The following is a 15,732-nucleotide window of genomic DNA, read 5'->3' as shown; positions in this document are numbered from 1 at the left end:
ATTACTTAACTGAATTAAATGCTTCAGATAAATTTTCGATATAGGCTTGAGCTGCTTGCGCGGCAATACTTCCATCGCCTGTTGCCGTTACAATTTGTCTTAACTCTTTATCACGGATATCTCCTGCAGCATAGATGCCTGGTACACTTGTTTCCATGTTTTCATTGGTTGGAATGTACCCTTCTTCATTCGTGATTCCTAACGATTTGAATGGTTCACTTAATGGAATCATCCCAATATAAATGAACGCACCATCTGTTGGGTGATCAGATGTTTCGCCTGTTTTTGTATTTTCAAGGGTAACACTTCCAACTTTTCCGTCTTGATCATTGATTGATTTAACAACAGTGTCCCAAATAAAATCAATCTTTTCATTATCAAACGCACGTTGTTGGAGGATCTTTTGGGCACGTAGTTCATCACGACGGTGTATAATCGTTACTTTATTGGCAAAGCGCGTAAGGTAAACACCTTCTTCAACAGCAGAGTCTCCTCCACCTACAACTACTAGGTCTTTCCCTTTGAAGAATGCTCCATCACAGACTGCACAATATGAAACACCACGTCCACCTAATTCTTCTTCACCTGGTACACCCAATTTTTTATATTGAGCACCTGTTGTAATGATGACAGTGCGTGCTTTGTACTCTTTTTTTCCTGCTACAACTGTTTTATATTCTTTTCCATCTTTAATTTCTTTAATATCACCGTACGCATATTCAGCACCAAATTTCTTCGAGTGCTCAAACATTTTATTCGATAAATCCGGTCCCAAAATATGATCAAAGCCCGGGTAGTTTTCTACATCTTCTGTATTCGCCATCTGGCCACCTGGGATCCCGCGTTCAATCATAAGTGTGTCTAAATCAGCACGCGATGTATAAACAGCGGCTGTCAAACCCGCTGGTCCAGCACCAGCAATGATAACGTCATAAATACGTTCTTCGGACATCTTTTTCGCCCCTTCCTAATAGCTATGTTTCACACATATTATGATACGAAACACTTCTTAGGTCTACTATTCTGCTCATATCCCCCATGGTATTAGTATGGTTTTACTATTGTAACCATGGATGTACTTCTTTTTTTAAAAATTGATGTTTTTGTTTTCCTTCTTCCCAAAGTGATGTCGCTTCATCCTGATTCCCAACTTGAAAAGCAGCCACACTAAACCATTTATAATAAGAGACATGGCCGGTTAATTTCGCTTTAGGTAAGATTTTAAAACGATCATATGCTTCATGATAATGACCTGTCCGAGCTAGTGTCGTTGCAATTTTTAATTTCTGCTGTTCATGTATAGGATACACATTTTTTAGAGATTCTATGTGAACAAGCGCTTGTTCAGGTCTATTTTGTTCATGGTAAAACACAGCTAAATTGGACTGACAAAACAGTGACTGAGGATCTTCTTTTAACCACTGTAATTCATATTGAATTGCCTCATCCTGTTTACCTGAGAAAAATAAAGCGAAACTGTACTCATGTTTTGACTGCGGATGGTCTGGGAACATGACTCTCATTTCTTCTAATAAAGCAATAGCCTTGTCCCATTCTTGTCGCTCAAGATGGAAAAACACTGTCTCTTGATAGATTAGTAGTTCATCCTCTTCATCAAGCATCCAGTCATCACCGAGATCGTCGTCTTGGTCGTTTTCAATATCAATAACAGATAATAACTCATTAGCTTCCTCAACAAAGTCGCCATCAGGAGCTTTTTGTAAGTAAAGTTTTATTTTTTTCTTGGCATCTGTTAATAAACCAAGATGGGCATAATTGTTCGCAATTAAATAATAACAATCCACGTAATGATCCCCATGCGCTTCTAAAACTTCTGTCAAAATTTGATTAGCCATATGATAGGAACCAATTTCTGTATATATAATCGATAGTTGACATTGGTATAAAGGTTCATTTGGTGATGATTCAATCGCTTTTTTCAACCATTTTACCGCAACCTGGAATTTGCGTTTTTGAAATGCTTCCACACCTTTTGTAAAGTAAAAATCACCGTCAGGAATGAAGGGGATAACATTATTTAATTTATCTTGTCTTTGATGTTCAACAGTTGTCAGCATTCGTCTCCCCCACTCATAATCTATTTCTATCGTTTTGAAGTATAACACATTTTTTGAATTTAATATAGAAACGTTTTTTTAATGGAGACAATAAATCCCAGCACCTCTAAATAGTCAAACTATTTTGTGTTTTCTTCTTAGTCGAATACAATATAGGTAAGGCAAACTAGGAGGTATTTATTATGAAAATTGTCATTTTGGGTGCAGGAGCACTTGGAGCTTATTTTGGAGCTAGATGGGAACAAGTAGGTCAGCCCGTCACTTTTTTAGTCAGACCAAAGCGTGCACAGCAACTTCGTACAAATGGACTATCCATACATAGTGTAAAAGGAAACTATACACTTAAACAGCCAACCGTCGTTGATCGTGTTGATGCTATTGATCAAGTCGATCTCGTACTTCTTGCCGTGAAAGGCTATCATTTACCTAATACAATCGAACAGTTAAAGGTCTTAGTTTCTAAAGGTGCCAAAGTACTTCCCATTTTAAATGGAATCGAACATATTATGACACTACAAAGCGAATTAGGGGAAGAAGCTGTACTTGGTGGAACAGCAAGCCTCATTTCCACATTAGATGAAGACGGCAATGTGGTCCATTCAAGTTCATCCCATGCAATTAAATTTGGACCTCTCCAACCATCACAAACAGCCATTTGCGATCAACTTGCAAGTCTATCAGAACAGGCAAATATGGATGCGCTGTTAAGCACAGATATTTCATTCACCATGTGGAGCAAGTATGTGTTTATCTCTGCTTTCTCAGGTATTACGACCGCAACCAATTTAGCTATTGGAGAGGTAAGAAAATATCCACAAACACTACAAATTGCTGAACGTGTATTAGAAGAAATGAAACAACTAGCCAATGCATATGGGATCAACATTACAACTGAACAGGTCGAAAGAGGCGTCAAGCAGTTACATAATTTTGATCCAAAAGCAACGTCATCCATGCATCAAGATCGCCGTAAAGGGCTCCCGCTTGAAGTAGAACATCTGCAAGGTGGAGCACTACGCTTAGCTAAAGACGCTGGCTTACAGCTTCCTTATACGGAAACAATTTATGGGATGATCAAGCCATTTGAAAGAGGATAGAGTTGGGAGATAAGTTTATAGAGCCTATACAAGAGCAACTGAAAAATGCAAGGACCGGCATATATTGAATGTGAAATCATAGAGGGTGAGCCACTACCACGTGAACTACAGGATAAGAAACCTAAGCAGAAAGAGTGGTTCCTAGTTCCGCTAATCCCCTAAAAAATGGTAAAAATCATGACGAGGTGGTTCGAGATTCCGTTAATGAAGCCTATTTAGGTAAAATAATACTTAAAACAGGCAAATAAGGGAACTATAAACCGCTCAACCACTAAAAAGAGTGTAAAATAAGAAAATAGCGGAATGAAGAACCGCCCCATGTCTTGATCCGGTCCCACATTCCGCTAGATGCCCTAGTTACACGATTAAGATCAACATGAATGACAATCCAGTTGATCGCCTTACGAACGTTCAAACTTCTCATCTTATATTACGCTTCATTCAACTGGATGAACCGCTTCGTCGATCACTTCTTCTAATTCTCGCAAGTAAAATTTTTTCTGTTCTTTACTCCATTTAAACACTTGATCCATATAATTTGCTACCGCATCTTTGTAACGCTTTACCCATTCAATATCAAAAAATAATGCACTTGTTCGACGAATGAAAAAGTCAACAGGTTGATAGACACATTCATAATCAATCGCGTATCGCAATTCTGCAAATACTAATCGATCGATTCCTGCTTCTAATGCTTGATTGTGAAGTGTTTCGTAGTAATCCCATACCACTTGAACATTAGATCCATACCTGTCCACACAACGTAAGGCCGTTTCTTCCTCTATCCCTAATTGATTAGCAAGTTCCATTTGTTCTTGTTTGAATGTCTCAAAACCTTTCGAACCTCCAACATCCCCGCCTGAAATTGGCAAATCCTTAGTGACTGATTCCGAATATAAAATGTGATAGTCTCGCTTAAATTGTTTTACGACTTGGTCGATTACTTGTTCTGCCATTTTACGATAACCTGTTAATTTGCCACCAGCAATCGAAAGTAATCCTGAATCAGCTTCCATTATTTCATCTTTTCTCGATACTTCACTTGGATCTTTTCCCTCTTCTGCAATTAACGGACGAATACCTGCCCAGCTTGATTCCACATCATCAAGGGTCACTTGAACAGTTGGAAACATCTGTTTAATTGCATCGATTATATAATCACAATCCTCATGCGTTACAACAGGGTGAGCAATTTCTGATTGATAAGTCGTATCTGTTGTTCCGACATAGTTTTTTTCCCCACGAGGAATTGCAAAGATCATTCTGCCATCAACATGATCAAAATAAACCGCTTGCCTTAATGGAAATACAGATTGATCAAAAACGAGATGAACACCTTTAGTTAGATGTAATGTCTTTCCTTGTTTTGAACCATCTAAGTCTCTTATATGATCGACCCATGGCCCAGTTGCATTAATTATTTTTTTTGCCATGACTTGGAATTGTTGACCGGTAATTTGATCTTCTATCACAACACCTTTGATCTTTTTGGCTCGGTCATAAATAAAGTCAACAACTTTGGCATAGTTATTAACCATTGCACCGTTTTTTACAGCTTGTTTCATTACTTCTATTGTTAATCGAGCATCATCTGTTTTATATTCAACATAGAAGCCCGCACCTTTTAGGTTTTCTTTTTTTAATAATGGCTCTTTTTCTAATGCTTGTTTATCCGACAGCATCGTTCGTCGCTCGTCTTTTTTCACTTTTGCCAAAAAATCATATAGGCGTAAGCCCGCATTGGTCTTCAAAGGACCTAAATTACCATCCTTATAAAAAGGGAGAAGCATCCATTCTGGTTTGGTTACATGGGGACCATTTTCATAAACAATTGCCCTTTCTTTGCCAACTTCTGAAACCATCGCGAACTCTTTCTGTTCTAAATAACGAAGCCCACCATGAATCAACTTAGTCGAGCGACTGGAAGTACCTGCAGCAAAATCTTGCATTTCAACAAGTCCTGTTTTCAATCCACGTGTGACAGCATCTAAGGCGATCCCAGCCCCAGTAATTCCACCACCAATAACAAAAATATCTAATTCCTGCTCGGTTAATCGTTGGTAGGTTTGGGCACGATTTAAATTGGAAAACTTAGTCATTGTCTCACTCCTTCAACCTGCATAACCTCTGTTCGAACGTACGATATAAAAAAGAGACCATACATATTTCAATCAACTGTATATGGTGGTCTCGATGTGTTTGCATGTGCTGTTATGTTGTATATCTTTTAGGTTGCTTTTATTTTTAAAAGTTGCGTCTTTACGTGATCAATAGGCATTCTGCCGCAGTGATTACTAGTTAACAGGGTCGCATAGTAGTTTAACTGTTATTCTTACGTGGTTGAGCTCTTTTTTTCTGAGATTGGTATACTTAGCTAATTTTCTTATATGGTTGATCGCTTTTTGCTCATAAAAAGCTATAGCTTAAATGTTCGCGTCGATTCAACTGCTTTTTGCCATCCGCGATATAATGTTTCTCTATCCTCTGGATCCATATCGGCAGTAAATGTCCGATCTACTTTCCTTTGCTCCATGAGTTGTTGCTTGTTTTCCCAGAAACCAATTGCTAACCCTGCTAAATAGGCAGCACCAAGTGCGGTTGTTTCATTAATCACCGGGCGTTCCACTGCTGTTCCTAACATATCACTTTGAAACTGCATTAAAAAATTATTTTTGACCGCTCCACCATCAACTTGCAAAACTTGCAGATCGATCCCAGCATCTTTCACCATCACATCGGCTACATCCTTGGTTTGATAGGCTAGTGATTCTAATGTGGCTCGGATGATATGATCTTTTGAAGTTGCTCTTGTTAAACCAAACAACGCCCCTCTGGCATCACTATCCCAATAAGGGGTACCTAGCCCAACAAATGCAGGAACCATATAGACACCATCGTTGCTAGATAACCTCGAGGCAAACAGCTCAGATTGTGGGGCAGATTCAATCAACTGTAATCCATCTCGTAACCACTGGACCGCAGAACCTGCAACAAAAATACTTCCTTCTAATGCGTACTCAATCTGTCCATCCAGTCCCCATGCAATCGTAGTTAACAACCCATGATTCGATTCGACTGCATGTTTTCCTGTATTCATTAACATAAAACAACCCGTACCATACGTGTTTTTTGCCATACCTTCTTCAAAGCATGTTTGTCCAAACAACGCTGCATGTTGATCCCCTGCTGCTCCTGCAATTGGAACTTCGTAACCAAAGAAGTGATAATCCATTGTTTTCGCATAAACTTCAGAAGATGAGCGTACTTCTGGTAACATACTTTTCGGAATTGTTAACAGGTCTAATAACTCCTGATCCCACTCTAATTCATGAATATTAAACAGTAGTGTTCGAGAAGCATTGGAATAATCAGTGACATGGACATGGCCGCCTGATAGTTTATAAATTAACCAGGTATCGATCGTGCCAAACATCAAGTCCCCTTGTTCTGCTTTTTGTCTAGCGCCATCAACATGATCCAATATCCATTTCACTTTGGTGCCAGAAAAGTATGGGTCAAGCAGTAAGCCTGTTTTTTTATGAAACGTATCTTGATATCCTTTAGCAATTAAGTCCTCACAAATATCCGCTGTTTGTCTTGATTGCCAGACAATTGCTTTGTATATAGGCTTGCCTGTCTGTTTATCCCATACCACCGTCGTTTCGCGTTGGTTCGTAATTCCAATTGCTTCAACTTGTTTTGGGGCGACATCTGCTTTTCGTAAAACATCCGCCATACAAGAGGTAATCGATGTCCATATTTCATTCGCATCTTGCTCCACCCAACCAGAATATGGAAAGAACTGTTGAAACTCACGCGAAGCAGATTCGACTAACTCCCCTTTGTGATTAAATAAAATGGCTCGAGAACTCGTCGTCCCTTGATCTAATGCCATGATATACTTTTCCACCAAAAACCCCTCCCTTTGATCTTAGCTTTAGGCTCTTTTTGAATGGGTTGTTGCTTTTTATGTCATAGTTGAGAGAAAATCTGACGTAACTCTGATGAAATTGCTTGATGTCACTGAATTTTGATTGACTGTTATACCATCGCTTCAGCAGATTACTCCGCTTTCCGCGGGCACGGCCTCAGCCTCCTCGTGAAGACCACACTGCGGGGTCTTCGGACTCGTGCTGTTCCCGCAGGAGTCTCCGTATTCTGCCTACGCTGATGAATGTTTTCTGAATAATGATACGTGTGTAATCATTCAGAGATAAAAAAGAGCCATTATTATTTATATGAAACATCTAACTCTACATAATTCAATGTACACAATCAGCGTAGTGTATTTCTGCAGCGGTATTTCAGCTCTCATTTTTATAAAGATTTATCAGGGAGCATAATAAAGTTACGTCGGAGTTTATATTTATTGTGACAAAACAACAATCTTTTAGAAAACAGCCTTTTCTATATTTATCAACTGGCCATATGAGTCTATTGATGTAAAAACATATCCTGCTGCGTCCGTTTTTCCATTTCTTCTTTACTATAGATGATTTCCATTGGATTGCCACCTACAAATGCACCTGCTGGAACATCTTTATGTACTAGCGTTCCTGCTGAGACAATTGCACCTTCCCCAATCGTGACGCCTGGAAGAATCGTACTATTTGCGCCGATCATGACGTTTTCTCCAATCACAACGTTACCTAATCTATATTCCTTGATTAAATATTCATGTGCCAAAATCGTAGTATTGTAGCCAATTACTGTATTTTTGCCAACTGAAATTTTTTCAGGGAACATGATATCTAGCATGACCATTAAGGCAAAAGCCGTTTTGTCCCCTACTTCCATTCGTAAAAAGGTGCGGTACAGCCAATTTTTCACCGCTAAAAATGGCGTATAACGTGCTGTTTGAATCACAATAAAGTTCTTCATGACTTTCCAAAATGGAACCGTCTTATAAATATGCCACAGCGAATTTGCTTCATTGACTTTATACCGCTTCGTCTTTCGCATCCTTCACACTCCTAAGATCTTTAACAGGTCACTCATTTCTTCTAACATATAATCTGGTTTCCGTTCTTCAAGCACTTCTCTTCCTTTAATCGTCCAAGCAACACCAGCGGTTTTTGTTCCCGCATTTTTGCCTGCATCGATGTCGTGATAATTATCCCCAACCATTAAGGTAGTGGCAGCATCCGCATTTAATCTTGTTAATGCTTTTTCAATTGGTTCAGGGTGTGGTTTCGTATTGGTGACATCATCAAGGCCGATTAAAATTTCAAAGATGTTTTCTAAACCTGTTACTCGTAATCCTTTTTCAGCTGTATCATTCATTTTTGTTGTCACAATCCCCAGTTGGTAACCAGCTTCCTTCAGCTTGTTCATCGTCTCCACCACGGTTGGATAGGCAACCACGTAATCATCATGATTTGTTAAGTTATGTTCCCGATAAGTGGCAACCATGTCATCTACTCGATCAGGATTCACCTGCTCGAAGCTTGCCCATAACGGTGGACCAATAAAATCTAAAATATGCTCTCTTGTATAATCTGTTTTTCCATACTGTTGTAATGTATGGGTGAATGAGGCAATAATTAATTCATTTGTATCAATCAATGTTCCATCTAAATCAAATAGTATCGTACGAATGTTCATGGATAGTCTCCCTTCTCTTTGCATCACTTCTATTCCATACATAAGCAATAGCTGCTGTTAACACAATGGCTGTTATTACTCGAATAACGAGTAGCGGCCACACCGGTATTCCTAAAGGAATAAACACGAGTGTATCTTCTACGACGGCGTGACACGATACGAGAAAAATTAATGCAAGTGTCATGTCCTTTTTCGATACTCCATCTTCTTTGACTGCTTGAATCATTAACCCTGCACCATAAGCAAGCCCGATCGTTAAGCCAGCCGCTAATGTCATCGAAGCATTTTTTTCCATCCCAAGCATTTTGGTAAATGGAGCTAACCAATTGGACGTTTTTTCCATCCAACCAAGTTCACGGAAAAATTGCATCACAATCATCAATGGAATGACAATTAACGCTAGTTGTAGCACACCCATCAATGCCGTTTGTACCCCTTCTAGCGCAATTTCCATCCAGTTTGCCGGTACTTGTTCTCCTTTGCTGATAAGTCCATAATTGGCTAGTTCATTCCCACCTTTCCAAAAAAGATTAATAATAAAGGCAGAGAATAGTGCCAACGCGACCCTCACACCGACAACGATCCACCATTTAACCCCTACTTTGGTCGCAATCGTTGACTCAATAATCAGATTATGAGAAAACGACAACATGATCGCCATAATAAATACTTCTTTAACAGTAAAATCAAACGAAACAATCGCACCAATTCCCGCATATAAATTTAACAAATTACCAATCACAAGTGGAACTGCTGCTTCCCCTGATAAACCAAGCCACTTCATAAATGGGGTTATCAAATCAATTAACCACGGTAATATTGGTGTATAGCGAAGAATGGTGACAAGCAATGTTACAGGAAAAATTACTTTTCCTAATGTCCAAGTTAAATTTAACCCTTGTTTAAATCCACGCTGTAAAGTACCGATCACAAAATTCTCCCCCCATTGATTGCATGCGGCCTTTTCTAAGACCGCGTATGATCTCTAGTTGTGTAACGTTATTATTTCTAGTTTTCGCGTATGCATTTGCAGCTTTTCTTACGTTATCTGGTGCTCTTGACTTGAGTTAACGTATATTTTGCAACTTATTTTACGTTATGAAGTTTCACTTTATTTCTTCTTCCCTATCTTTTTCCCATTATAAAAGCGATTCGCTTGATTTGTTTTGCGGCGATAGATAATTAAAACAATTGCCACAATAATTAAAACGATTGAAATAAACTGTGCAGTTCTGAGTGAACCAACAATGTATAGACTATCTGTACGCATTCCTTCGATAAAGAAGCGGCCAATGGAATAATAAATCACATAACTTAAGAATACTTCTCCGCGTCTTGGATTAAAACGACGGCGTAAAATAAGCAATAGAATGACACCAATAATGTTCCAAACAGATTCATATAAAAAAGTTGGATGGTACATAACTCCATCAATAATCATTTGATTATTAATAAAATCAGGTAAGTATTGTAAAAAGTTGTTATATGCTTCTTCGCTAACAGGGCCGCCGTGGGCTTCTTGGTTCATAAAGTTACCCCAACGTCCGATTGCCTGCCCTAACAAAATACTAGGAGCAGCAATATCTGCTAGTTGCCAAAACGAGACTTTTTTTACTCGTGCAAAAATAACAGCAGTGATGACAGCCCCGATTAATGCGCCGTGAATGGCAATACCGCCTTCCCATATGGCAAAAATTTCCCACCACGGGCCTCCAGCATATCGCTCCCATTCAAAAGCAACGTAATAAATCCGTGCGGAAATAATTGCGATAGGAATCGCAAATACTAATAAATCAACGAATAAATCTTTTTTTAACCCTAAGCGGTCTGATTCCCTAGTAGCTAACCATAAACCCAAAAATGCTCCAGTAGCTATAATCACCCCGTACCAATAAATGGTAAAGGGACCTAAATCTAAAAACACCCTGTCTAATGGTGGTGCCGTTCTAGTCAACATGAACTCCCCCTAAGCTAGTTATTCGATATCATCATCTAGATCTAACCCTGTTTTCTCATGTTCGATCATGGTAGTAAGTCGTTCTGAGAATTCTTCCGCTGCATTGACGCCCATCCGTTTCAGACGGAAATTCATAGCTGCGACTTCAATAATGACAGCCAAGTTCCGACCTGGTCGTACAGGAATATTTGCCTTTGGCACTTCTACATCAATAATTTTCATGGTATCTTCTTCTAATCCCAATCTGTCATATTCTTTGCTTTGATCCCATGTTTCTAAATTAATAATAAATGAGATTTTTTTATAATTTCTCACAGACCCCGCACCAAATAAGGTCATCACATTAATGATCCCTAGCCCACGAATCTCTAGTAAATGTTCAATCAATGGTGGTGACGTACCAATTAAACGATCATAGTCTTCTTGTCTTATTTCAACACTATCATCGGCAACTAGACGGTGACCGCGTTTGACTAGTTCTAATGCTGTTTCACTTTTACCAACGCCACTTTGACCGGTAATTAATACACCTATCCCATAAATATCAACAAGTACCCCATGCATGGCTGTAAATGGTGCAAATTTTGCCTCCAAGTAATTGGTTAAACGACTTGTAACTCGTGTCGTCTTATATGGTGATCGTAACAGTGGTACACCTGATTGGTTACAAGCATCAACAAGTGCATCAGGAATCGTCATCCCTCTTGAAATCACAATTCCTGGCGTGATATCTGTACATAACCTTGTCGCTCGGTCTTTTTGCTCTTCAATCGTGAGGTTCTTAAAATAAGAGAGCTCTGTTTTCCCTAATAATTGCAGTCGATCTTTCGGGTAATAACGAAAGTATCCCGTCAGTTCTATTCCAGGACGCGAAATATCACTAACAAAAATTTCTCGGTGGATACCATCTTTCCCCGCTACAAGTTCTAATTTAAATTGTTCTAGTAAATCTTGTGTGCGAACTTTAGCCAATATAATCCCTCCAAAAATACCATCTATGTATTCAAAAAAGAAAATACAGTAAAACTTCCAACAAACGGAATCTACGTCACACTGTTGGTTAGTCGAAAGAATCGGACCTATCTTGCTTCATTACTTGTATTCACTCTTTGAACATTCGCTAGTTTATTCATTAACCTATTGTAGCATTTTTTTTCACGTACGACACTTTATGTTTCCTTAAATATAACCTCTTTCATAAAGAAAAGGCATTGTTATTTATTTAAGGCGAAGTTTGTCAGGCCTGAAGTGGATTTCATTTCTTATTTAGTCACAAGCTCTCTCTCGGTTGATTCGATCTCTTTTTTCCGCTGAATCTACCGTGACATGGGCCCCATAAAGCAAAATCACTCATTACAAAAAGCTCTTTTTGAAGGTTTGTTGCATTTTAATGTCGTAGTTGATAGAAACTCCGACGTAACTAATTTTTGTGAAATTACTTTTCCTGATTTTAATTGAGTGCTAAACGATCGCTTCAGTAGAATACTCCGCTTTCCATGGGCACGGCCTCAGCTAACTTGGTAAAGAACCCCATTTTACCAAGTGGATCTTCGGCTCGCGCTGTTCCCATAGGACAAGGAAGGCTTCGGCAGCGTTACATCGCACGAAGAAAATTGGGCTTTATTTTCGAGGATCTCCGTATTCTACCTACGCTGTAGTGGTGTTCTGATTTGTTACTCACGAAAAAATTGATTCTGTGTCATAAAATCAAGCAAAAAGCTATAAAATTACGATACACACACCAAAGCGTAGTGTATTTCAGCAGCGGCAATAACACCACTCATTTTATTAAGAATGGAAGGAATCATGAAAAAGTTACGTCGTAGTTTATAGTTATTATGACAAAACAACAATCTTATAGATAACAGCCTTACAAAAACAAAGAGCGCATGGTTTCACACCATACACTCTCTTAGCATTCACAGTTATTTATCTTTAATAAGTCGATTAATAATGACTTGCATGGCTGCTAATAAAATGGCCGCAACGATCGCTACTGGAAAGCCATCAATGACAAAAGATGGGCCAATAATCGCTTGTGTGAAATATAACGTAATCGCATTAATAATAAGTAAAAACAACCCTAGAGTTAGAATCGTGATTGGTAAAGTAAGCACAACTAAAATTGGCTTTACGATGACATTAAGAATCGATAGGACAAAACTTGCTAACAATGCTGTCGTAAACCCTTCTAAATAAAAGCGATCAAATACTTGAGCGATGAGTAACAATGCAAGGGCATGTAAAATTAATGATAAAATCCATTTCCTCATTATTTCAACTCCCGATCCTCAGGCATTATGAAAATGGCTACAATATAGACAATGAGTAACGGAAAAATGGATGTGAATAGTAAGGCGATCACAAAAATCAAACGTAGAAGAGTGGAATCAATGTTAAAATAGTTCGCTACTCCGCCAATCACACCATAGAACATTCGATCCATACTAGAACGCGTTAACTTCTTCAATTCCACACACTCCTCAATCTCCAGGTAATACCCAAATCGAACCTGTTTTCGTTTCTGCTTCAAGGTGGAGCAACTGTTCTTTTGCTTGGTTCGCTTCAAAGTGTAGGGCTTTTTTGATCAATTCCTTTGTCTCCTCAATGACTCGGTAGCCTGGTAAATCACAATGGATATTTCCCATATTGGTTACTAAACTACCGTCAATCCGTTTGTCACTAGGTAGTGATAGCCGCACACTGCCTGTCGTTGTTTTAAAAAAGCCTACCTTTCCATTTTGCTCAACCCAATCACAGTGAATACTTCCATTCACCGCTTGTGCATCGACTTTTTCAAATGCTCCATTAATCCGAATCGAACCATTAATTGTTTCTGCTTCCATCTCTTCTAGTTCGGCTTCTTCTACTTTAACCGTTCCGTTGGCCGTCTCAAGATCAGCTAGTTTCCCAGTAATTTTCCCTATTTCAATCGAGCCATTCGTTGTTTTGGCTTTTATTTGTTTACTTGATACTGTTTTCGCATAAATTGACCCGTTAAACAATCGCAATGCTATCTTTTGATAAAGTTGGCTAGGTACATATAGTTGAACATCTGTTTTTATTTGTTTGGAAGGAATGAGCAAATGCAGTACCTCATCGGTAATATCATATTCCGCTTCATCTAAAAAGCGCTGACGTGCTTGGTCTTGATGGTTGACTTGATAGACTTTCGCTTCACACTCGACACGAACATCTGACTCTTCCCATGGTTCAACTTTTATACTCCCATTGGAAATATCCATATCTATTTTCGACAGGTCCGCATCTTGAGTTTGAAAAATATGGGAGACTGTTTCATAAGGGCCAAAATTAAAATCTAAATCTACATTTTTAATTTTGGTGACTGCTTCTTCTAACAAATTGAAAAAATTCGATTTCATAGAAGATTTATGCTTACGTTGCTTGGAGTGATAATGCTCCCCTTGTTCCCAATTGACACGAGTGGAAATCGTATGATCAGAGTCCTGCGCTTGTTTCGCCTGCTCTGCTTTTTCTAGTGAATCGAACAACTCTGATGCTTCTTCAGAACTGATCACACCATCTTCCACCATTTTCAAAATCTTTTTTTGTTCTTGATTCATCCTCGATGCTCCCTTCCAACAGCGGTCTTAATCAAACTGCCAAATATAGAACTGTTCAACCCCTAACCGCTCTTTTGCAATTTCTTCGATGTCATCTAATTCGTCATTCATATTCCCTAACACACCTTGTGCTTGCGATCGATGTGCCTTAATTGTCTCCATTTTTTTCTTGAAGAATGGGGTGATATCATTGACGATACTTGGTTGCCCCAACTCAGCTTCATAATTATTGCTAATCGCTTGTGCCCATACAGTCGGACGCTTGCTTGGTTCGATTTGGCGAACGGCCTCCACTGCAGCTGCCCCCATCGCATTGTGATCAGGGTGGACAGCATAATCTGGATAATGTGTAATTACAAGACTTGGTTGAATGTCATCTAAAAATGTTTTTAGGTGGTTGGCAACTTGTTCTCGTGATTCAAATTCTAATGTTTTATCCCGATACCCTAACATATGTAAGTCAATATCCAATACATTACATGCATCGATTAATTCTTTTTTTCTAATTTCAGGCAATGTTTCCCGATTGGCAAAAGTAGGGTTCCCCATATTGCGGCCCATTTCTCCAAGTGTGCCACAAAGATAAGTGACCGGAACACCTTGCTCACGAAATTTCGTAATGGTACCTGAAGCTCCAAACGCCTCATCATCAGGATGGGGTAAAATAACTACGACATGTTTTTCCACAACTCTCACTTCTCCTATCTCTAATAATTAAACGGTGTTTCACTAATTTCTAATGCCACCATTAGACGACCTTCTCGATCATGGCCTGCCATTAGTAATCCATCATGCTCATCTACTTCCCAATCGGAAAGTCCTTCCGCATAAACCCAACCGATTTCCGTCTTTAACCCAACACGATAGACATTTCCTGCACCGACAATTTTGGCATGAGTATAAGTTAATTGTGCGTTGCGAATAAATGCACCAACATTATAGGCCTTTTCATTAAAATGACTTGCATACGCACCGTTTGTTGTCTCGAGGTGCACATATACCGGTTTATTCGTAAAACGATCTAATTGTGTCTGTACTTTTTCGATATCAATTGTTTCCATTCTGATAACCCTTCTTTCCTCCGTATCTATGTTTAAGCCTACCCAAATGGTAGACACGCGTCAAAGCAAAAGCTTGTCGCATAGGGATACTCTTGTACTTTCCATTTGTGCACTTTAGCTAGATAGCTGAATCGCATGATCAATGTCCATATGAACGTTCGTTACGGACATCCTTTCCGCTATTTTATTAAAATACTGCCTGTTTTAGGATGGAGCGGACATTTTGGACCTCTGTCAAGAAAGTGGACACCAAAATAACGAAAAGTTGTTTAATATTGGTCGTGCAGAGACTTTTCTTAACTTTTTAAGATCATAGATGATGCCGTGGAAGCGTCAAGCCCAGCCCGCTTG

General features: G+C 39.0%; 15 protein-coding genes. 1 reads left to right on the top strand and 14 read right to left on the bottom strand.

Features of this window, described 5'->3' with window-relative positions; translation table 11 throughout:
* Position 1 precedes the first annotated feature (1 nt).
* Both trxB and FCI53_RS09915 read right to left on the bottom strand, forming a co-directional pair.
* The gene (trxB, locus tag FCI53_RS09920) at positions 2-952 is read right to left on the bottom strand and encodes a thioredoxin-disulfide reductase (protein ID WP_138418360.1); all 951 of its coding nucleotides are present in this window, start codon (positions 950-952) and stop codon (positions 2-4) included.
* Between the two features lie 106 nt (positions 953-1,058).
* Positions 1,059-2,078, bottom strand: coding sequence for a tetratricopeptide repeat protein (locus FCI53_RS09915; RefSeq protein WP_138418358.1), 1,020 nt, complete (start codon positions 2,076-2,078; stop codon positions 1,059-1,061).
* Between the two features lie 182 nt (positions 2,079-2,260).
* On the opposite strand from FCI53_RS09915, the gene FCI53_RS09910 reads away from it, so the two are divergent.
* Positions 2,261-3,175: a ketopantoate reductase family protein gene (locus tag FCI53_RS09910; RefSeq protein ID WP_138418356.1), complete on the top strand. Its 915-nt coding sequence runs from the start codon at positions 2,261-2,263 to the stop codon at positions 3,173-3,175.
* Positions 3,176-3,612: 437 nt separating this feature from the next.
* Here the strand turns inward: FCI53_RS09910 and FCI53_RS09905 are convergent, their stop codons facing one another.
* The 12 genes from FCI53_RS09905 to FCI53_RS09850 all read right to left on the bottom strand — a co-directional run bounded on the left by FCI53_RS09905 (position 3,613) and on the right by FCI53_RS09850 (position 15,381).
* On the bottom strand, positions 3,613-5,274 hold the full coding sequence (locus tag FCI53_RS09905) for a glycerol-3-phosphate dehydrogenase/oxidase (RefSeq protein WP_138418354.1): 1,662 nt from the start codon (positions 5,272-5,274) through the stop codon (positions 3,613-3,615).
* A gap of 317 nt (positions 5,275-5,591) precedes the next feature.
* A complete protein-coding gene (gene glpK / locus FCI53_RS09900) occupies positions 5,592-7,088 on the bottom strand; it encodes a glycerol kinase GlpK (RefSeq protein WP_138418352.1) in 1,497 nt (498 codons plus the stop codon).
* Between the two features lie 521 nt (positions 7,089-7,609).
* A complete protein-coding gene (locus FCI53_RS09895; RefSeq protein WP_138418350.1) occupies positions 7,610-8,137 on the bottom strand; it encodes an acyltransferase in 528 nt (175 codons plus the stop codon).
* A 3-nt stretch (positions 8,138-8,140) separates the two neighbouring features.
* Complete coding sequence (ppaX, locus tag FCI53_RS09890; RefSeq protein ID WP_138418349.1) at positions 8,141-8,779, bottom strand: pyrophosphatase PpaX; 639 nt, start codon at positions 8,777-8,779, stop codon at positions 8,141-8,143.
* Positions 8,754-9,710 (bottom strand): nucleoside recognition domain-containing protein, encoded by a 957-nt coding sequence (locus FCI53_RS09885; RefSeq protein WP_138418347.1) that lies wholly within the window; start codon positions 9,708-9,710, stop codon positions 8,754-8,756. The genes ppaX and FCI53_RS09885 overlap by 26 nt, the downstream gene beginning before the upstream one ends.
* A gap of 180 nt (positions 9,711-9,890) precedes the next feature.
* The gene (gene lgt, locus FCI53_RS09880) at positions 9,891-10,736 is read right to left on the bottom strand and encodes a prolipoprotein diacylglyceryl transferase (RefSeq protein ID WP_138418345.1); all 846 of its coding nucleotides are present in this window, start codon (positions 10,734-10,736) and stop codon (positions 9,891-9,893) included.
* Between the two features lie 18 nt (positions 10,737-10,754).
* The gene (gene hprK, locus FCI53_RS09875; protein ID WP_171038133.1) at positions 10,755-11,708 is read right to left on the bottom strand and encodes an HPr(Ser) kinase/phosphatase; all 954 of its coding nucleotides are present in this window, start codon (positions 11,706-11,708) and stop codon (positions 10,755-10,757) included.
* A 953-nt stretch (positions 11,709-12,661) separates the two neighbouring features.
* Positions 12,662-13,012: a phage holin family protein gene (locus FCI53_RS09870; RefSeq protein ID WP_138418341.1), complete on the bottom strand. Its 351-nt coding sequence runs from the start codon at positions 13,010-13,012 to the stop codon at positions 12,662-12,664.
* Positions 13,009-13,206 carry a PspC domain-containing protein gene (locus FCI53_RS09865; RefSeq protein ID WP_138418339.1) on the bottom strand — a complete coding sequence of 66 codons (198 nt, stop codon included), beginning with the start codon at positions 13,204-13,206 and terminating at the stop codon, positions 13,009-13,011. Before FCI53_RS09865 ends, FCI53_RS09870 begins: the two co-directional genes overlap by 4 nt.
* A gap of 13 nt (positions 13,207-13,219) precedes the next feature.
* A complete protein-coding gene (locus FCI53_RS09860) occupies positions 13,220-14,320 on the bottom strand; it encodes a DUF4097 family beta strand repeat-containing protein (RefSeq protein ID WP_138418337.1) in 1,101 nt (366 codons plus the stop codon).
* A gap of 27 nt (positions 14,321-14,347) precedes the next feature.
* The gene (bshB2, locus tag FCI53_RS09855; protein WP_138418335.1) at positions 14,348-15,007 is read right to left on the bottom strand and encodes a bacillithiol biosynthesis deacetylase BshB2; all 660 of its coding nucleotides are present in this window, start codon (positions 15,005-15,007) and stop codon (positions 14,348-14,350) included.
* Between the two features lie 20 nt (positions 15,008-15,027).
* Positions 15,028-15,381: a YojF family protein gene (locus FCI53_RS09850; RefSeq protein ID WP_138418333.1), complete on the bottom strand. Its 354-nt coding sequence runs from the start codon at positions 15,379-15,381 to the stop codon at positions 15,028-15,030.
* Positions 15,382-15,732: the final 351 nt, after the last annotated feature.

The sequence above is a fragment of the Aquibacillus sediminis genome, assembly GCF_005870085.1.
Classification (GTDB): domain Bacteria; phylum Bacillota; class Bacilli; order Bacillales; family Amphibacillaceae; genus Aquibacillus_E; species Aquibacillus_E sediminis.
The sequence above is the reverse complement of the archived record's forward strand: the minus strand, read 5'-3'. Positions and strand labels throughout refer to the sequence as shown.